We start from the raw sequence: 17,960 nt of genomic DNA on the forward strand, positions 1-17,960 counted from the left end.
TTGTACGGCACCCGTAAACCCGGCTATTGGAAAACATTTTCACCAGCGGTTGGGCAGCCGGTTCAGCCGCCGGCACGCGAACCCCGCCCCCGGCGCGTGCGGTGCGACTACGGTGGCAGGTACGCAACCCCACACGGAGGAAGGTAACTCCCATGACCGCACCGACTTCACTCAACGGCCGCACCGCGCTTGTCACCGGCGGTTCCAGCGGCATCGGCCTCGGTATTGCGCGCGCCTTAGCCACTGCTGGCGCCAATGTCGTTGTCGCCGCGCTTGACGACGCCCACCTCGCCGCCCTCACCGAGTTCGTCACCGTCCCCTGCGACGTCACCAAGCTGGAGGATTGCCGCAACGCCGTCGCCCGCGCAGTCGACGCCTTCGGCAACGTGGACATTGTTGCCGCCAACGCCGGCGCGTACCCGCGCGCCAACATCGAGGATATCGACGCCGCGACCCTCGGCGAACTCACCGAACTCAACGTCGGCGGCACCGCCAACATCGTGGTCGCCGCACTGCCGTACCTGAAGCGCTCCCGCGCGGGCCGCATCGTGGTGACCAGCTCCATCACCGGCAATATCACTGGGTTCCCACAGTGGGCACACTATGGCGCCACCAAGGCCGCCCAAATGGGATACGTCCGCACCGCCGCAATCGAACTCGCACGCGACGGCATTACGTGTAACGCCGTGCTGCCCGGCAATATCCTCACCCCGTCCCTGCTTGCGCTCGGCGAAGACTACGTCAACCAAATGGCACAATCCATCCCCGGCGGCAAACTTGGCACCACCGAAGACGTGGGCAATGTGGTGGCATTCCTGGCGAGCGACGCCGCGCGCTACATTTCCGGCCAGGGCATCGTCGTCGACGGCGGGCAAGTCCTCCCCGAATCCCCACCCGCACTGATGAACTAGGTACTTGCCCTGCTCGGCGAGTACTGTACATGCCCATGGCATACGCAGTACTCGCCTACGTGTTCTGGGGATTTTTTGCGGCGTTCTTTCCCCTGCTGCGCCCGGCAACTCCACTGGAAATCTTGTCGCACCGCATCCTGTGGACCGCCGTCATCATGGTCATAGTCCTCTACGCCACCGGCACACTGCGCGAACTACGGTCCGCCACTCGGCGCACGTGGCTCACCATCTTCATGGCCGCGACCGTCATTGCCATCAACTGGCTCACCTACGTGGTGGCCGTCAACGGCGGCAATGTCGCGGAGGCCGCCCTCGGGTACTTCATCAACCCGCTCGTCAACGTAGTCATGGGCATGGTGTTCCTCGGCGAACGCCTGCGCCCGCTGCAAAAACTCTCCGTCGGAATCGCGGCAAGCGCCGTCGCCTTACTCACCTTCGCCGGCGGGCAACCGCCGATACTCGGCTTGATCCTCGCGTTCAGCTTCGCCTCCTACGGGCTGATCAAAAAGCGCGTCACTATGAGCGCCACCGCCTCCCTCACCGCAGAAACCCTCGTCCTATTGCCCATCGCCGCTGGCTTTCTCGGCTGGTTGGAACTCCGCGGCGACGCCAGCTTCACGGAACACGGCTGGCCCCACGCGGCACTCCTCATATCCTGCGGCATCGTCACCGCCATCCCCCTGCTGTGCTTTGGCAAAGGTGCGAAACTCGTTCCCCTCTCCACCCTCGGCATGCTGCAATACATGACGCCGACGGTGCAGATGCTCTGGGCGGTGTTCATCGTCCACGAGCACCTCACGCCGATCCGTTGGGGCGGGTTCGTAATCATCTGGATCTCCGTGAGCATCTACCTCATCGACCTCGTACTCCACCGCACCGGTAGCCGCGCCCGCCGGGCTAAAACCGCGCCCTGAAACCAACGTTAGGAACCAGCAGGTTATCCCACCCGCACTGGGCGGATGCCGAACCTGCCCCAAGCGGCGTCAGGCGGCAATACTTCAATAGCGAAAACGCGTTTGTCGGCGGCGACCTTGCGGAGGACGTCCCCAGGAGCGTAGACGATCACACCAGGGATCGGGTCGTGCCCAAGGATGTCAGCGCGGCTCACACCAGCCACCGGCTCTGGCAGTGGCACCACCACGGTTTCGGTCATGCGCGCATTCACTCGCGGAATTGGTTCAAGCACTACTGAGGCCTCCCCCGCGTTTAACGGCTCCACGAAGGTAATGAGCGCGAACGCAGGCTCATTGGCCTCCTCAAGGGTGATGCGGGCGCGCGCTTGGTAGTCTTGCGGTGTTTCGGACTCCATGCCAACAACATCGCCGTTGATGTTGGTGGGTTTGGAAACCCGATCGGAGTGCCCCAACACGAAGACCAGGACAATCAGCACGGCGGTGGACACGCCGGCAAGAAGAACTCGGGGTTGCATTTAGCCCTCGCGCACCACATCAAGAGCGTGCTGCAAATCCGCCGGATACGGGGAAGTTATTTCCATATACCGGCCGTCTGCGGGGTGGTGGAATCCGAGCGTGACGGCGTGCAACCATTGCCGCACCAAGCCGAGGCGTTCGGAAAGCTGCGGGTCCGCCCCGTACATGGGATCGCCACAACACGGGTGGTGCAGGGCCGAAAAGTGCACACGGATTTGGTGGGTACGACCCGTTTCCAAATGCACCTCCAACAGCGAAGCTTCGCGGAACGCTTCCAAGGTTTCGTAATGGGTGACGGAGTGTTTGCCGTCGCTGGTCACGGCGAACCGCCACCCCGCCGACGGGTGCCGGCCAATCGGCGCCTCAATGGTTCCGGTAAACGGATCCAAGTGCCCCTGCACCAATGCGTGGTACGTCTTTTTCACGGTGCGGTCCCGGAACGCGCGTTTCAGCACGGTGTAGGCACGCTCCGAAGCAGCCACAACCATGACACCGGAGGTTCCCACGTCGAGGCGCTGCACAATGCCTTTGCGCTCGGGCGGGCCCGAGGTAGAAATGCGGAAACCGGCAGCAGCCAACCCGCCAACCACGGTTGGCCCCTCCCACCCCACCGTGGGGTGAGCCGCCACCCCAACCGGCTTGTCCACCACGATGACATCATCATCGGAGTAGAGAATGTCCATGCCCTCCACCAATTCCGCTTTGGGCAGGAGCGGTTCTTTCGGAGCAGGCAGGGTGACGTCGAGCCACGTGCCCGCCGCCAATCGCGCGGATTTTCCAACGACGGCGCCGTCGATCTCCACATCTCCGGCGGCGGCGAGTTCCGCGGCGGCGGTGCGGGAAATGCCCAAGAGTTTGGAAAGCGCGGCGTCGACACGCATGCCGTCGAGTCCCTCCGGCACCGGCATCTGCCGGGACTCCCGCATCACACACGCACCTTTCGTTCTTCCATCATCACACCAATAAGGTAAACCACAACGCCGACCGTAATCGCGCTATCCGCAACATTAAATACCGCAAAACTGCCCACGGAAACAAAATCCACCACGTGGCCAACGAACACCCCGGGTTCGCGAAACAAACGGTCGATAAGGTTGCCCAGCGCGCCGCCCGCGAGCATGCCCAACCCCACCGCCTGCACCGGATGAAACACCCGCCGCGCGTACACGCTCACGCCCACCACAAACGCGGCTTGGATCAGGGTAAACAACCAAGGCACACTCTGCCCCATGGAAAACGCCGCGCCGGGGTTGAACACCAACAAAAAGCGAAACCAATCCCCAATGAGCGGTTTTGCCACGCCGGGAGTCAGCGTCGAAAGCACCCAAACCTTCGACAACTGATCAAGCGCGGCAACCAGCGGAATGATAGCGAAAACAAGCCTTGCTTTGTGCGTCACGAAATCCATCATTCCTTATCCGACGAGTGTTTTCCCATTCCGAGCTTCGGTAGGTTAGATCACGTGCAAGCTCGAACTCGTATCCTCGCCGCAATCAGCACGGCGCTGCTGCTCGCCTCCTGCAGCCAAGAGGCGCCCAGCGACCAACCCGTCGCCGTCCAAGCAGACGCCGTGAAAGTATCCCTCCTCGATGCTGGCGATGGGAACAAACAAGCACTACGGTTCAAACCGACCACAACGCCGCAGCAAACCACCCTGCTCATCGACGACGGCTTCCACCAAACCACCTCCACCGGGGACGACACCCCCGAAGAAACCCACACCATGAAACTCCCCGTCACCGCCGAAGCAAGCGCCGGAAACGACGCGGACGGCGACTCCGGGGATTCAGAAACAGCAGACGATACTGCGGCGAACCGAAGCGTCAAGGTCACCGTAGGCACCCCCACCTACTCCGACACCACCCTCAATAAGGAACTCGCCACCGCCAAAGGATTCGCCGTGAGTTGGGCCGGCGACGACACCGGCCGCATCAACTCGCTGACATTTTCCGCGCCTGACAACGCCACGGACACTGCGCGCGCCGCCACCGAGCGATTCCTCCAGCACGTGATTAACCTGCCCATCGTGTTCCCGGGCGACGACGTAGGTAAAGGCGCGAAGTGGAAGGTGGAAAGCCGCGTAAGCGGGGCATCAACGCTGCTGCAAACCACGACCTACACCGCAAAAAGCATCACTCACGACGCCGTTGAACTCGACGTCCAAGTAGAACAACGGCCGGCCGTAAGCAAACTCTCAATCACCGGCCCCGATGGGCAGCCCACCGGGGACCTTCAAGTGCTGAACTCCACCACAAACTCCAAAGGAACCATTCGGGTGGACCTGAACAAACCGTTGCCGGAGGGAGACATACAATTCACCACCACCGTCCACTACGGCGGGGACAGCGATGTCACGGTCACCCAAATGGCAACAACCCGAATCCAATTCCAGTAACGGGCGTTGCACGGTGAAGGGTGGTGCGCTGCGAGTTGCCACAACCCAACACGGCACCGAACAGCTGTCCCATGAGGGGCCTACGGAACCGGCGGAACCTTACAGGTAGAGATACCGAAAATCCGATACAGGGGGCACCATCCCGTCAGGCCCGTGACCGCCATGATCCCAGATAGACCCCACATCGCCTTGGATAGGGTGCCTGTGGTTTCGCGGGCGACGGCGCCGGCGATTGCGGAAAGGGCTAACCGAAGGACACGGTCTAACGCACGCTCGTTTTTTCTCATGCGCACAAGCCTAGAAAGGCCCGCCACAGCGCAGCTCATAACGTGACTGAGCTAACACTCCAACGGGCCTATTGCGCAGCTTCTACGCTGACTCAGCGAAGCGTCAGCGTAATCACCTGCGTTACGGGTTTGGCGCCGGCGGCGCAGGTTCAGCCGGCGGTGCCGGTGCGGGCGCCTCAACCGGAGGTGCTTCGCCAGGAGGCGGTGCCGGAGCTGCCGGCGGCTCGCCAGCTGGCGGCGGCACGGGCGCGGGTACGTCACCCTGACACATTTGCGGCACTTGTTCCGGCGGAACTGTGTTGGTGATCAGGGTACAAGCCCAAGTCTTGGACAACTTCCACGTGTTTTCCTCGTAGATAAACTCCACATTGTCCGCAACCTGAGGTTCGCGGTCTGGGAGGGTGAAATTCACGGTGGCAAGTACGGAGTTCGGGGTGTAACCCGGCAATACTGGGGGTACAACCTGGAAATCTGCGCCAGATTCCTGCTTGGAACGCGTCATGGTTTCAAACAGTTCGGGCGCGGTTTCACCGCCTTCAACGGTTTTGATTTTTTCTTCCACGGAAGCGTTGGGGTCGGTGGCTACGGCGAGGACGGCGTTCAGATCTTCGGCCGTGGGTTGCGGCGCGCTCGCGGATGTTGCGGCGCTAGATGCCTGCGAGCTCGACGTTGCTGCCGAGGACGAACTGGAGGAATCACCCCCAAGGAAGGGTATGTTTCCGGGCAGTGACCCACATGCAGTGAGCATGAATGCAGCAGCGCCGACTGTCACGGCGGTGTAGATTTTCTTCACTGATTATTCTCCTCTTTGGTGTCGTTGGTTGGGCGGACACCACAATGCGAAACCATGGTACACGGGATGCGAATACCTTCACAGTAAGCTGTGCCTATGAGCAAAATCGTTGTCATTACTACAGGGGGAACTATTGCCTGCACCACAGGTGCTGATGGCGCGCTTATCCCTACTGTAAGCGGGGACACCCTCGTGCAACCACTTGTACCCCGCTTCCCAGGGGTACACATTGAAACTCGCGAGCTGACGCGCTTGGATTCCTCCAACATGACGTTCGCGGACATTGACGATATCGTCGTCGCCGTTCACGATGCGCTTGCAGATCCGGAAGTCACCGGCGTGGTAATCACCCACGGCACCGATTCCATGGAGGAAACCGCCATTGCGCTCGATTGCTTCCATACGGACCCTCGCCCGGTGGTGCTTACTGGCGCGCAACGTCCGTATGATCATCCGCTAAGTGACGGCGGTGAGAATCTCTTGCAGGCGCTAATCATTGCTAGCGACCCACTCGCGCGCGACATGGGTGTGTTGGTGGTGTTTGCGCACGCCGTGATCCCCGCCCGCGGTTGCGTGAAATGGCACACCACGGACACCTTGGCGTTTGCAACGAACGGGCCAGAGGAGCCTACTCGCCCGGAGCCCATGCTGCCGCACCCTTTGGCGGAGGTACGGGTGGACATTATTCACGCTTACCCTGGTGCCCCCCGCGCGCTTGTCGACGCCGCACTAGCCAACGGCGCCCAAGGGCTCGTCGTCGAGGGCATGGGCGCCGGCAATGTGGGCCGTGAGATAGCCGTGGCACTTGGGGAAGCTATGGAGCAAGGTATCCCGGTGGTGATTTCCACGCGGGTGCCCCGAGGCGATGTTCACGGCAGCTATGGTGGCACCGGTGGCGGCGCGACGCTCGCCGCTAAGGGCGCGGTCGGTTCCACATACCATCGTGCTGGTCAGGCGCGCGTACTGCTCGCCGTGGCCATTGCCACCGGCGCGCATCCGGCCACATTGTTCTGATCAGCCACCAGCCCGCGCGCCGCTGAACTCAGCAGCCGAGGGCACGGTTACTCAATGTTCTCAGCGAGCCAGTCGGCCCATTCCAAACTGTCCAACGGGTCGGCGGGCTGCAGCCTGGGATCATCAATGGCGAAGCTACGGGTGGTGCCAGTTTTCGTCGTGCGGGTTTCGAACCGGACGGATACCACGCCGTGCCCCGCGCCCTGCACCCAACCGTGGCCGAAGTCGGGGTGGTAGACGTCCTGGGTGGCAAACCACGTGGATGGCTCCTCCACCTCCACGTCAACCACGGGGGAAGCTTCGCTGCGGACGCCAACTTCCCAATCGTTGTCAACGTTGAGCACTGGCGCGAGATCTGGGAACAACAGGTCTTGGTACACCGGTTCCAGGTTTGAAAAGGAAACGCCGACCAACCGAATCGGACCGACTTCATCGGGGGAACGCAAGAGGGTTTTCGCGGCGTTGCGCAATACTGCGGCGTCGTCAGACGCGTACGGTAGCGACGTCGAACGGCTTTCCGTATGGAAGTCGGCCATCCGGAGTTTGACGGTGACGGTGCGTGCCCCGCGACCGTCGTGAGCCAGCCTGCGCAGCGCCCCATCTGCGGCGCGATCGATGGCACGTTCCACGGCGATTCGGGTGGTGAGGTCCGCAGGATACGTGTGCTCACTGGATACCTGCTTTGCCTCCGCACGCGGCGCCAGCGGGCGATCGTCACGACCCCGCGCCAACTCCCATAATGAGCGCCCGATCGAACCAAGCAGAAGTTCAACATCCTTGCTTGGGAGCGCCGCAAACTCGCGAATGGTTCGCACGCCTATTCGCTGGAGTTTTGCCTCAGCAACCGGGCCGATGCCCCACAACTTTCGCACTGGCAACGGCCCTAAGATGCGCTCCTGTTCAGCGGTCGGAATCACGCACACCCCATCGGGCTTGGCCATGCCCGAACCTATTTTCGCGTACTGTTTCCCCGAACCCGCGCCGATGGAACTGGGCAGCCCGGTGACTTCGCGGATCTCCGCCCGCAGCTCATTCGCCCACACTTTCACCTCGTCGGGTGAGGCGCCGATTAGCGCTGGCGGCTCTAAAAATGCTTCGTCGATGCCCAGCTGTTCCATATTCGTGGCACGGTCCCGCACGAGATCAAACACGCGCTTGGATGCGGCGCTGTACACCGCGAAGCGTGGCAGGACCACCACCGCACGAAAACCCACCATCATGCGCGCCCGCTGCATGGGCATGGCCGACTTCGCGCCAAACGCCCGCGCCTCATACGATGCGCCGGCCACCACGCCCCTGCCGGAAAAGCCGCCGACCAGCACTGGGCGCCCCCGCAGCGTCGGCCGGGTGAGCTGCTCCACGGAAGCGAAAAACGCATCCATGTCGATGTGGAGTACCCAACGCTGCATGCCCCTAGGATAATTCACCTCCTTGGGGCGGACCGCCGTTGCTGTGTTTCTTCACAAACGCTGATAACAATAATTTAACCCAATAGACACTTTTCTGCGAGAGTGTAACGCAACAGGAACGAGCCTGTACAGAAGCGAAAAAACGGTTTCGTTCAACCCCCTACGGAAGGGGGGTTAGGGGGTAGAAATGCTGAAATTACATAGTGTAAAACTTTAGCGAACCTGAGAGCTATCTTATAATCTAATGTGAGTTATAGCGAAACGTAATAAAATGCTTGACGCTTGGGAAAAGTTGCTTTCTACTAATCATATTCAGAGTACTTCCCTGTAATTTTCCTGAAGCCCGCTAGCTCGAGGTCAATATAACCTCCCTAACCAATCGTCGAAAGCTATGACCCTTACCGATTACAAAATAAAAAAGACGAGATCCGAATCCGGATCAGTCGCCGAGAGTCACGCAAAACCACGATGCATCATGGTCGGCATCGACATCGCCGCCGTTAGCTTATCCATTGCCATAAGCATCGCGTTAGGCAATTGGCACACACCGGCCAATCCAATAACTAGCTTTGGCATACAGGAGATAACCATTACCAGCCTTGTTGCCGGCACATGGATAACGGCGATTTGGTTGCGTGGAGGATATAGAACCTACGCCCAACAGCAATGTGCCGCGGGGTTCAAGATTGTGATTACGTCATCATTGTTCGTTGCGGGCGGATTTGCAATTGTAAGTGCTTTGTTCGGTATCGGATTTATCCACAATTACCTGCTTATATCGCTCAGCATTGGCATGAGTTTTATGGTCTGTGCTCGCGTGTTTGCGTCCGTGTATTTGCGGCGCTCCTGGCGCGAACAACCCTCCCGCGTCCTCTTCGTGGGCCGCACCCAAGACATCCTTGACGTGCTCGGAACCGACTTTAAGGTGCGCTTTCCTTACCACCAGGTGGCGGCAGTGTCCCTCATGGATCCCGAAAACGAGCGCCTACTTCACCACATTGAGGAATGCCACGTAGTGTCCTACGTGTCCAACGTGGACATTGCCCAGACGGCGAAACAATTTCAATGCAACACCGTTTGGGTGGCTTCCGTATCAGACTTTGGGCATAAAAAGCTTCGCCGCCTCGCGTGGAATCTCCGCTCCCTAAACACGCAACTGTACGTGGAGCCGATGATTGAAGATGTGGCGGAAACGCGACTGCACCCCATTCATATTGGCCCACGGACCGTATTGTCCATTGATCAACCACGTATCTACGCTGCCAACGGCTGGCCAAAGCGGGCATTTGACATCGTATGTTCGGTAGCCTGCTTATTACTTGCTTCCCCCGTGATGATAGTGACTGCCTTGGCAATTAAGCTCGAGGATGGCGGCCCGATCCTGTATAAAAGTGAACGCATCGGACGCAAAGGCCAACCCTACTACGTGTGGAAATTCCGCAGCATGTGTTTACACGCGGAAGATAAAATTCAGGAACTGATTGCACAGACTGGTGGTTCCTCGCTGCTCTTTAAAATGAAAGACGATCCGCGGGTCACCAAGGTGGGTAGATTTATTCGCAAATATAGTATCGATGAGCTGCCACAATTGTTCAACAGCCTGAACGGCACGATGAGCCTCGTCGGCCCTCGGCCACAGGTACAGCGCGAAGTCGACGAATACGACGCAGACATGTTTATGCGCCTCGAAGTACCTCCAGGCATTACCGGGCTATGGCAAGTCAGCGGGCGGAGTAACCTCAGCCCGCAACTCGCCCAAGCACTCGATTTGTATTACGTAGACAATTGGTCATTCGGACTGGACATGCGCATCCTGTTCGCCACCGTCAAGGCCGTACTGAAGCCGGAGGGCGCCTACTAATAGGCCACGCACAGAGAGAACGCCGGTGGGCGGGCAACCCCCGCCCACCGATGGTTATGGATTAGGTCGAACCCCAGGTACGTCCGAGGATTCCTTCAACTCTTCCAATGAAGATGTTGAGGTGAAGCTTCGTGTTATACCACTTACCTTGCACCAAGTATTTCGCTGCCCTCGCAAGCGGCCCGATCAGGGCCTGCACTTGCTGGGGCACGGGACACCATCGCCGCAACACACGACCGGTGCCGCGGGCATAGCGGCGATGCTTGGAAATAGGGAAGGATGAAAAATCACTCACCGCCGGAGCGACCACATACTCTGGGTCGTAGATGGCGGGCCCAATGGTCATGCAGCGAAAGATAAGGTCGGTGCCCTCGCCGGCCTGCCACGGGGTATACCCACCTGTGCCTAAGGTTTCGTCGAACAACCCTACTTGGCGCAGGGCGTCCGCGCGGTACATAGTGGCGGACTCCACGGTATGTGTCCAGGCGGTACGGTAGCCAATGGTGAAGCGCATTGGCGCGTGGTCGACGATCCGGGTGCTCCGGTAGCTTCCCGCAATCACGCTGGCGTCCCCAAATTCCTCGATCCGCCCAATTGGGGGGTCGACGATCACGGAGTCATCGTCCAGGGTGGCTATCCAATCCACCTCATCCAGGATCGCCTCGATTGCCCCGTTGCGGGCTGCGGAAACTCCTCGCGGCTCGCGGCGCTGCGTGCGCCGCAGGATCGGAAAGCGACCTTGGAATTGTTCGCACACTCGTGCAACTTCATCGTCGGTGGATTGGTCGTTGACGGCCACCGCGTGTGGCGGAAACTCCAACGACGCCAACGACTCCAAAATAATTGGCAAATTTTTGCGGATTCCTAGTGTGGCTATCACCACGCCATAGGTTTGCATCAACGGTTCCTTCCCTGCTTGCGCGCCGTGCCCCACACGAGCACACTGAGCCCAATAAACAGCAGCATGTAAGTGATGGTTTCCCCGACCAATGCACCCCACGCACCAAACAAGTATGCGCCGAGCGGGCCGATGATTATGCCCAGCACCACTACGATGATGCGCAGCCGCGTGGCCGCCCAGGTCACCCCCTGCGCCCGCAGGAAAATGGTGGGGATGGTGGAGCAGCTACCCGCTACTCGATGCGCAATCGTCGGCACGAGCACCGGGAGAATTGCGAGGAAATTTGCGCCGAATACCGCCACAGTGAGCCATGTCGGAGCGACCCAAATGCACACGCCGAACGCGATCACCACGAGGGACACAGTTGCAACCATCAGTACGAATACCCGCATGAGCGTTCGCCGATTTCCGAGGAGCTCTGGGGAGAGCTCCCGCAGCATGGTGCTTCGCATAAAGTTATTTATCAGCGCTGTAATGCCCATGATGGTCAGCGCTGTACGGAAGATGGAAATTTGTTCGCTATCGGTGACCAACGCCATCACCGCCAGCACGGACACGCCCGCGACCGCACCCAACGCCGCTTCCGCCACAAACGCCGAGCTGCGGGAGAAGTTTGCGCGCAACCACGACCACGTTTCCCGCATGTCGACGCCGCGGATACCCAACCGCAACACCAACACCCCGGCGCAGATCCCGCAGGCCAACCCCCATGCCAGCAAGAACACCACCGGCGAATTCGTGTACCTGCCGCAGACTATGAAGCTGAGGATGGTGAGGATAAACACGGTCGCATCGTTGCCAAGCAGCAACGAGCTGCGTTTCATGGAAATGACGCAATAGCGCAGCACGTCAAGCACGCACACAGGCAGGCAGACTGCCGCGGTGGCCAGCAGGATGCTGCGATATTCCGACCACGCTACGGCGGTGAGCAAACAGGCGACCGCGCCGAGCGCAGTGGCTAAGACCGCGGCACTCACAGTGGCATCAAACATCTTTTTGCTCACCTCACCGCGGGTGGAAAGCACCACGATGGTCTCGCCGCACAATGCGCGCACCAGACTGAGCACGATCTGACATAATGCCACACCAAACACAAAGTGGCCGTGCACGCTAAGCTCGAGGTACCGCGCGGTAAGGATCACAACAGCGAAGGTGGTGAGGCTGCTGAACACCTGCGCTGCGAGCCCTGCCGCCGCGTTACCCACAGAAAACACCCGGGTGATTCGATGCTTGATGCGGCGCGGGCGCGCGGCGGCGGGCGGCATGGTGGACTTGCGCATCAATGGTTCGCGCTTGCCCGTAGGATTTCGATCATGTCCTGCCACTTAGCGTCCAGCCGCGCGCAGCTGGCACGCACGTTGCTGCGGTACTCGGCGCGGGCTTGTTCATCATGCAGCAATGTCTCCACCTGGGCGAGCACCTGCTCGGGGTCGAACGAGTTGACGTTGTGCACCCAGGGGGACAATCCCACGTCCTCGAAGGCGGAAAAGCCTTTCCGCTCGTACGCCAGGTGAATCACATAGTGGCCAGCTTGCAGCGCCATCAATGCGGCGTGGAGGCGAACCGCAACCACCACACGTGCGGGGTATCGATCCCCCACCCGCAAATATTCTTCGGAGGTTATTTCCGCCCCGCGAGTCAGGGAGCGTTGCACCGCCACATCGTTGTTGCCGCCAACTGCGCTTTGGATGAAACCGACCACTGGGATGTTGCGCTGCTGCAACCGCGCATACAATTCGCGAACCCCGTGCGGCAGGGTTCCACGGACGGCTCGGGCAGTCAACACCACGGTATCGTCAACATCGTTGTCCAGGTACTTTGTGACGGCGCGGGTGAACTCCGGGGAGCTTAACGCAAGGTCTGGGAAGCGTATGCAGTTAGGAAGTTTGGTTTCCGCCATCGAACGGTCGTCGCGAAGCATGTAGCGGGTGATGCGGCGCACCAGGAAACGGAACAGCGGTAACGAGCCGCACCGGAACGGGCCGATACTCTGCGGCAGATACACACTCGGGGTGCGTGACAGCCCAGCCGCCAGGATCTGCGGGCCCATCACCAATAACGTCTTGGCCATCTCCACGGGGTGTCCAGCGCGCAAGCAACCCCCGCCGACGCCCACAATGAGGTCATAGGAGTTAGCGTTACGCAACACCCGCAAGTATTCGCGGGACCAGCCGCGCTTGCTGGGTTTGGCACAGTAGGTAGGTATGCCGAGGTAAGCGAAGCTTTCGGGATACGATGCCACCAATTCCAGCTGCACATCCTCGCCGAACGCTTCGCGCAACAACGCCACCGAACGGTCGACAAGTAGGCCGTCGCCGCGGTTTTCGGCGCTATAGGCGTGCAGCACCAACACTTTCATAGTCACGGCTTAGATCAACTCCTCGTATAAACGGTGATGTGCCGCCACGCTGTTCTCCCAGCTAAATTGCGCGGCCCATTGCATGCCTTGGGGTACGACGTCGCGCAACCACGCGTCGTCGAAAAACCATCGTTGGAGGGCATCCTCGATCGCGGCGGAATCCACGTCCATAATTTCGGCGGCAGGTCCAGCAACATCCCGCAACGACCCGCGTCGCGTGGCCAGCACCGGCGCACCCGCGGCCATGGCCTCCAGCACTGGGAAGCCGAATCCTTCATAGAGGCTGGGGAAGATAAACGCTCGACAATGCTGCAACAAATAGACGCGATCGCTGTCGGAGACGAAGCCGAGGCGGATCGTATTGGGGCTCGCTGCGATGCGTTGCTCGATGGGTTCCGCGTTCCAAGCAGCACGGCCGGCCACCACCAGTGGAATGCCGAGCCTGTCGACGGCTTCGACAAGCTCGCTGAGGTTTTTGCGGGGCTCCACGTTGCCCAAATACAACAGGTATTCGTCAGGCAATTTCGCCAACAATTCGTCACTGCCGGTCGCGGGTGAGGAAAACAGTTCGACGTCGATGCCGTGCGGAATCACGTGGATATCCGCCGGCGACAAACCGAACACCTCTTGGAGGGTTTCGCCACTGGATTCGGAGACGGTAATGAGCGCATCTGTGCAGCGGATCGCGGCGCGTACTCGAGTCCGCCAGGTCGCCTCCTGCACTGGGTTACGTACCCCTTGCGCCACCGCGCTCGCTACCCCATGAACCGTCACCAGCGACGGCCGCCGCACCGGAAGCAGCGGACCCGTGTCCGCACTATAGTGCACCAACTCCCCCGGCTTCCGGCGCGCAATCGCCGAACGCTGCTCCAGCAGCGCGGTGATTCCCGCGTTCGAATGGTACGGCAAGGTTTCCACCTGCCAACCGTAATCTTGCACGCCCTTGGCAATGGCGCGCGTGTAGGTCGTATTGCCACCAACGTTGCGCGTGAGAATGCGCCCTGGGTAAAAGACTTTTTTCATTGGTTCCTAGGTAAGTTCGTAATACTGTTTCATTGCGACGTGGTACCGGTGTCCCTGCGGAAGCTGATGATGGCGCTCCTGCTCCGCAGCCTCACGAGGCGAATCCTGCGGCGCACTCGCGTCACTGAGTTCGGTCGCCTGACCGGTCTGGAGGGTCCATGCGCGCCAGAGGTCGTATGCGAACCAGATCGCCAACAATCCCAAGGCCATCGGCACGACGCGACCCAAGGTGAGGTACGAAATTCGCGGCAATTCCAAAAACGCAAAACACAAAATCGGCACCGTGAGCAACGAAAGCAGGTGCCCGCGCCGCGCCTGGCGAAACAGCAGCGTGGTAATAAACGCCACCACGAAAAACACCAGCAACATCGTCACCAGGGAAAGCTCCCCGACCAGTGGAAACACGGTGCCGATATTGGTCAGCGATGGGTTCGCGGAGGTTTCCAGCTGCATCGCCCACCACTGGTCAAACGGGGTGCCATCCACGGTGTCCACGCCGAACGGTTCGCCCGGGAAATTGTAAAAGGAATAGAACGCCGTGTGCTGAATGTTTTTCTCATTTGCAATGCGCCCGTATAGGGCACCGTTATTGGTGGCGGTGGCGTAGTAGGACAGAAACCGGCTAAAAATATAGCCGAAGAATGTTTGATCGGTATCTTGGCGGACGAAGGCCCAAGAGCGGAAGTATTCGCCAAGCGCAAACAACCCGAAAATAAGCACCACCGACACCACGGGAAACAGGCGGATGGCGGCAGTTCGGGCGCGAGGCCACCGCACCCGCGCCGGCACCAGCGCGACCATGAGGATCACCGCTGGCACCACCACCTCCAAAAAGGCAATGCGTTCGGCATAGAACAAAAACCGCAGCAAGGACAGGGCAATCACCACGCCGACCAACAGCCGGGCGGGGCGACCGGCGAGCCGGGAACGGGCCACGCCCAGCACCGCGACAATGGTGCCGCACTGGGTAAACGTGGTGAGTCCGGCGGTGGGCTGCGCCTGCCGTTTCAGCTCACTGATCGCCCCAGGGTCGCCCTGCAACACATTCAGCACGGTGTCAAAGGAAAGGCCGTTGCGCGCCGCGAAGAAGATCCACAAGGCGTAGCCCACGACAGTAAGGGCAAAGAATCCGTACAGGAACATCGCCGCCAGACGGGTCTGCAAAAACCGCTGCGTGTACTCCAAAAAGTTGGTCTCCGCCACGGGCCGCATGCGCACCCGCCAAGCTATCAGCACACCGCACAGTGCGGCGACGATAATGCCCAGCACGATCGGCCCATCGGCGGGCATAACATGCTGGGCTGTTTTCCACCGCTCGTATTGGCGCGGGCCAACAAACATCACCACATACGCCACCACGCTCAAGCTCAGCAGCATCAGCACCGTGGGGTTTGCCCACCATGGGAACTGGATACGCGGCGGGGCCGGGTTCGCGCTTGCGGCAGGGGCGGGCGTCGATACGCGGGCTGCGTGGAACGGGTTGATCAAGGCGCAACCTTTCGACGCCGCGGCAAGCGAGCCGTAAGCACCACCACGGTAAAGCCCGCCATCATGCCAAGAATGGTGCCGGCAACCGGCCAGTCCGCGCCCACCCCGGCGTAGTAGGCGCTAATGCCCTCCGGTTGGGTCGACTGCACCGCTGTATCCAGGTACACGGAACCACGGTGCTGATCAAGGTATTGCTGCAACGCCCCAAAAGAATGCACCGCTACCAGGGACGTAACCTTTGGGTCACTGGAGGTCACCCGCACGTTGATGGTGCGGGCGGCGCGGGTGGCATTGCCGGTAATCTCGAACGAGTCGTCAGCAACACCGGAGACACCCACTAACAGACGGTGGAAATCCTCCGTGCGCATCGCGGCGCCCAAAAACACGGTATCGTCGCGGGTTTTACCCAGCGCAATGAGGCGCTGATGCTCATCCGGATCCTCGATGCGCGGGTTTGTGACCAGGATTTTCGTATCCACCACATAGGTGAGGTCGCGGGTGCTGGTGTACGCTTGGCCGGCCTCCCAGCCGGTCAGCGCGAACACGGGGATGCACATCCAGGCCACCAGCCGAAGCACGATCCGCTCCCGCCGCGAACCTCGAAAATTTTCGCGATACCATTGCTGGAATGCGGCGCCACGGGCGCGCGCCGCAACCAACCAAGGCCGGACCTTCGCGGGATCCAAAGCGCGACCCAACTGGCGGCGCAGGGTCTGCACGCGCTGCTTCGCTTCGGGCTTCGGCGACACCGGCGGCCCGGGCACCACCTCCGGCCCGGGCACAATGTGCGGCTCGCGCGACGGCTCGGTGTCGTTGGGGGCGTCGGAGTCTCGTTGCTGTTGCGCTACTGATTCGGTGGTATTCATGAGGCCATCGCAAGGTCGTAGGCGCGCAGCAGCGCCTGCTGCTGCTGCTCAAATGAGTGTGCTTCGATCACGGGGTCCCAGTACCAGGCCAATGGCTCGTTCGCATCCAGCTGGTCGAGCGCTTTCGCGGCGGCTTGGTCCGCGTCGTCGAAACGCGCGGGCAATGGGCACTCCCGCAGGGGGCCAATGTCGGCGACGATGGTGGGAACGCGGGCGGTAATCGCCTCCAGGATCACCATGGGGAACCCATCCCACAGTGAGGTGTACACCAGTACGGAAAGCTCGGAGATGCGCCGCTGCAATTCCTCCGCGCTTAACCACCCGGTGACATGCACGTTTGCCGCGCGCAATCGCTCCACCCAATGCGTGTCGCCATCGCCAATCCACTCGAATTCAACGTCGGCGCGCTGGCGTCGGATGCGACCCACAATGTTTAAAAACCGCTCGGGGTCCCGATAATCGTTGATGCGGCCGACCATTCCCACAACCTTGCGCGCGGACCCCTGCCACTGCCACGTTCGTGCCACATGGTCCGGCGGCAACGCGTTCGGCACGGTGACGTTTGGCACGCGGGCGTTCAGCTGCGCCAACAGTTCGGATTCGTGCACGGAGCACGCCGCAAACACCGACGTGCGTGCGGATAACAGCCGTTCCGCGGCGTGCAGAACAGTGCGTTTGGGCCGGGAAAAATCCGGCCTGCAATAGGAAATCGCGTGTGGGGTGTACACCACGGGCGTCTGCGAGCCGAGCAACCCGAGGCGGGCATACATCCCAGCAAACGAGGAGTGCGCGTGCACCACATCAGGCCGCAGCTGCCGCACGTGGCGGGCTATTGCGGCGACCGCGCCGGCGTGCCGGGTAGGCATTTCGATAAATTGCGCACACCCTGTGACGCCGCGGACGGCGAGCTTGGGTTCGCGCCTGGCGTTGCCTAACACGATATGCTCAAGCTGGGGCGTCGCCTTCACGTAGCCTTCCAGGGCGGTGAGAACGCCTCCGGTGAGGCATTCCGCCACGTGTAAAACCCGCATAGTTTCCTTTCACCTCACCGCCACGTGCAACGTTGCGGGCAATAGTACATAGCAGAACTAAATGAGGACATAAAGAAAATCTAATAGATGCTTATCCGAATGTGAAAACGCCACACGCGTAAATGCGCCACCAACCAATAATTGTGCAGCAGACAACTGATAGATTCACACCCGCGAACTTCCCCCGCGTGC

At 60.5% G+C, this 17,960-nt stretch carries 18 protein-coding genes; 5 read left to right on the forward strand and 13 right to left on the reverse strand.

Going from position 1 to position 17,960, the window contains the following annotated elements:
* Positions 1 to 152: 152 nt before the first annotated feature.
* Entirely contained in the window at positions 153 to 911 is a 759-nt protein-coding gene (locus Q4D83_RS01260; RefSeq protein WP_303172270.1) for an SDR family oxidoreductase, read from the forward strand.
* Positions 912 to 946: 35 nt separating this feature from the next.
* Positions 947 to 1,825: an EamA family transporter RarD gene (gene rarD, locus Q4D83_RS01265; protein ID WP_303172272.1), complete on the forward strand. Its 879-nt coding sequence runs from the start codon at positions 947 to 949 to the stop codon at positions 1,823 to 1,825.
* Between the two features lie 23 nt (positions 1,826 to 1,848).
* Here rarD and Q4D83_RS01270 read toward each other — a convergent pair whose 3' ends face one another.
* Genes Q4D83_RS01270 through lspA form a run of 3 tightly spaced genes read right to left on the reverse strand, consistent with a single transcriptional unit; the run spans position 1,849 to position 3,740 of the window.
* A complete protein-coding gene (locus Q4D83_RS01270; RefSeq protein WP_303172273.1) occupies positions 1,849 to 2,340 on the reverse strand; it encodes a hypothetical protein in 492 nt (163 codons plus the stop codon).
* Positions 2,341 to 3,267 (reverse strand): RluA family pseudouridine synthase, encoded by a 927-nt coding sequence (locus tag Q4D83_RS01275; RefSeq protein ID WP_303172275.1) that lies wholly within the window; start codon positions 3,265 to 3,267, stop codon positions 2,341 to 2,343.
* Positions 3,267 to 3,740, reverse strand: a complete 474-nt coding sequence (lspA, locus tag Q4D83_RS01280; RefSeq protein ID WP_303172277.1) for a signal peptidase II — start codon at positions 3,738 to 3,740, stop codon at positions 3,267 to 3,269. Before lspA ends, Q4D83_RS01275 begins: the two co-directional genes overlap by 1 nt.
* Before the next feature lie 63 nt (positions 3,741 to 3,803).
* On the opposite strand from lspA, the gene Q4D83_RS01285 reads away from it, so the two are divergent.
* Positions 3,804 to 4,736, forward strand: a complete 933-nt coding sequence (locus Q4D83_RS01285; RefSeq protein ID WP_303172279.1) for a hypothetical protein — start codon at positions 3,804 to 3,806, stop codon at positions 4,734 to 4,736.
* A gap of 80 nt (positions 4,737 to 4,816) precedes the next feature.
* On the opposite strand, the gene Q4D83_RS01290 is transcribed toward Q4D83_RS01285, so the two are convergent.
* Positions 4,817 to 5,023 carry a DUF2892 domain-containing protein gene (locus tag Q4D83_RS01290; RefSeq protein ID WP_303172281.1) on the reverse strand — a complete coding sequence of 69 codons (207 nt, stop codon included), beginning with the start codon at positions 5,021 to 5,023 and terminating at the stop codon, positions 4,817 to 4,819.
* Between the two features lie 121 nt (positions 5,024 to 5,144).
* The gene (locus Q4D83_RS01295; protein WP_303172855.1) at positions 5,145 to 5,771 is read right to left on the reverse strand and encodes a hypothetical protein; all 627 of its coding nucleotides are present in this window, start codon (positions 5,769 to 5,771) and stop codon (positions 5,145 to 5,147) included.
* Positions 5,772 to 5,912: 141 nt separating this feature from the next.
* Here Q4D83_RS01295 and Q4D83_RS01300 point away from each other — a divergent pair, with 141 nt between their 5' ends.
* Positions 5,913 to 6,830 carry an asparaginase gene (locus tag Q4D83_RS01300; protein ID WP_303172284.1) on the forward strand — a complete coding sequence of 306 codons (918 nt, stop codon included), beginning with the start codon at positions 5,913 to 5,915 and terminating at the stop codon, positions 6,828 to 6,830.
* A 47-nt stretch (positions 6,831 to 6,877) separates the two neighbouring features.
* On the opposite strand, the gene Q4D83_RS01305 is transcribed toward Q4D83_RS01300, so the two are convergent.
* Entirely contained in the window at positions 6,878 to 8,239 is a 1,362-nt protein-coding gene (locus Q4D83_RS01305; RefSeq protein ID WP_303172285.1) for a DNA polymerase IV, read from the reverse strand.
* A 475-nt stretch (positions 8,240 to 8,714) separates the two neighbouring features.
* On the opposite strand from Q4D83_RS01305, the gene Q4D83_RS01310 reads away from it, so the two are divergent.
* Positions 8,715 to 10,100, forward strand: coding sequence for a sugar transferase (locus Q4D83_RS01310; RefSeq protein ID WP_303172286.1), 1,386 nt, complete (start codon positions 8,715 to 8,717; stop codon positions 10,098 to 10,100).
* A 61-nt stretch (positions 10,101 to 10,161) separates the two neighbouring features.
* On the opposite strand, the gene Q4D83_RS01315 is transcribed toward Q4D83_RS01310, so the two are convergent.
* From Q4D83_RS01315 to Q4D83_RS01345, 7 genes are read right to left on the reverse strand one after another with little or no spacing between them, the layout of a single operon-like run.
* Positions 10,162 to 10,998: a glycosyltransferase family 2 protein gene (locus tag Q4D83_RS01315; protein ID WP_303172287.1), complete on the reverse strand. Its 837-nt coding sequence runs from the start codon at positions 10,996 to 10,998 to the stop codon at positions 10,162 to 10,164.
* Positions 10,998 to 12,326: a hypothetical protein gene (locus tag Q4D83_RS01320; RefSeq protein WP_303172289.1), complete on the reverse strand. Its 1,329-nt coding sequence runs from the start codon at positions 12,324 to 12,326 to the stop codon at positions 10,998 to 11,000. Before Q4D83_RS01320 ends, Q4D83_RS01315 begins: the two co-directional genes overlap by 1 nt.
* Positions 12,281 to 13,360 carry a polysaccharide pyruvyl transferase family protein gene (locus Q4D83_RS01325; protein WP_303172856.1) on the reverse strand — a complete coding sequence of 360 codons (1,080 nt, stop codon included), beginning with the start codon at positions 13,358 to 13,360 and terminating at the stop codon, positions 12,281 to 12,283. Before Q4D83_RS01325 ends, Q4D83_RS01320 begins: the two co-directional genes overlap by 46 nt.
* A 9-nt stretch (positions 13,361 to 13,369) precedes the next feature.
* Positions 13,370 to 14,383 (reverse strand): glycosyltransferase family 1 protein, encoded by a 1,014-nt coding sequence (locus Q4D83_RS01330; RefSeq protein ID WP_303172291.1) that lies wholly within the window; start codon positions 14,381 to 14,383, stop codon positions 13,370 to 13,372.
* 6 nt (positions 14,384 to 14,389) lie between these two features.
* Entirely contained in the window at positions 14,390 to 15,871 is a 1,482-nt protein-coding gene (locus tag Q4D83_RS01335) for a hypothetical protein (protein ID WP_303172293.1), read from the reverse strand.
* Entirely contained in the window at positions 15,868 to 16,737 is an 870-nt protein-coding gene (locus Q4D83_RS01340) for a hypothetical protein (protein WP_303172294.1), read from the reverse strand. The genes Q4D83_RS01335 and Q4D83_RS01340 overlap by 4 nt, the downstream gene beginning before the upstream one ends.
* The gene (locus tag Q4D83_RS01345; RefSeq protein ID WP_303172295.1) at positions 16,734 to 17,768 is read right to left on the reverse strand and encodes a glycosyltransferase family 4 protein; all 1,035 of its coding nucleotides are present in this window, start codon (positions 17,766 to 17,768) and stop codon (positions 16,734 to 16,736) included. The genes Q4D83_RS01340 and Q4D83_RS01345 overlap by 4 nt, the downstream gene beginning before the upstream one ends.
* Positions 17,769 to 17,960: the final 192 nt, after the last annotated feature.

This window comes from Corynebacterium sp. (assembly GCF_030532715.1).
Lineage (GTDB): Bacteria > Actinomycetota > Actinomycetes > Mycobacteriales > Mycobacteriaceae > Corynebacterium.

Excerpts from the sequence above, each read along its gene's own strand:
- Q4D83_RS01260 (WP_303172270.1), top strand. The coding sequence starts at position 153 with ATGACCGCACCGACTTCACTCAACGGCCGCACCGCGCTTGTCACCGGC.
- rarD (WP_303172272.1), top strand. The coding sequence starts at position 947 with ATGGCATACGCAGTACTCGCCTACGTGTTCTGGGGATTTTTTGCGGCG.
- Q4D83_RS01270 (WP_303172273.1), bottom strand. The coding sequence starts at position 2,340 with ATGCAACCCCGAGTTCTTCTTGCCGGCGTGTCCACCGCCGTGCTGATT.
- Q4D83_RS01275 (WP_303172275.1), bottom strand. The coding sequence starts at position 3,267 with ATGCGGGAGTCCCGGCAGATGCCGGTGCCGGAGGGACTCGACGGCATG.
- Q4D83_RS01290 (WP_303172281.1), bottom strand. The coding sequence starts at position 5,023 with ATGAGAAAAAACGAGCGTGCGTTAGACCGTGTCCTTCGGTTAGCCCTT.
- Q4D83_RS01295 (WP_303172855.1), bottom strand. The coding sequence starts at position 5,771 with ATGCTCACTGCATGTGGGTCACTGCCCGGAAACATACCCTTCCTTGGG.
- Q4D83_RS01300 (WP_303172284.1), top strand. The coding sequence starts at position 5,913 with ATGAGCAAAATCGTTGTCATTACTACAGGGGGAACTATTGCCTGCACC.
- Q4D83_RS01305 (WP_303172285.1), bottom strand. The coding sequence starts at position 8,239 with ATGCAGCGTTGGGTACTCCACATCGACATGGATGCGTTTTTCGCTTCC.
- Q4D83_RS01310 (WP_303172286.1), top strand. The coding sequence starts at position 8,715 with ATGGTCGGCATCGACATCGCCGCCGTTAGCTTATCCATTGCCATAAGC.
- Q4D83_RS01315 (WP_303172287.1), bottom strand. The coding sequence starts at position 10,998 with ATGCAAACCTATGGCGTGGTGATAGCCACACTAGGAATCCGCAAAAAT.
- Q4D83_RS01325 (WP_303172856.1), bottom strand. The coding sequence starts at position 13,360 with ATGAAAGTGTTGGTGCTGCACGCCTATAGCGCCGAAAACCGCGGCGAC.
- Q4D83_RS01330 (WP_303172291.1), bottom strand. The coding sequence starts at position 14,383 with ATGAAAAAAGTCTTTTACCCAGGGCGCATTCTCACGCGCAACGTTGGT.
- Q4D83_RS01340 (WP_303172294.1), bottom strand. The coding sequence starts at position 16,737 with ATGAATACCACCGAATCAGTAGCGCAACAGCAACGAGACTCCGACGCC.
- Q4D83_RS01345 (WP_303172295.1), bottom strand. The coding sequence starts at position 17,768 with ATGCGGGTTTTACACGTGGCGGAATGCCTCACCGGAGGCGTTCTCACC.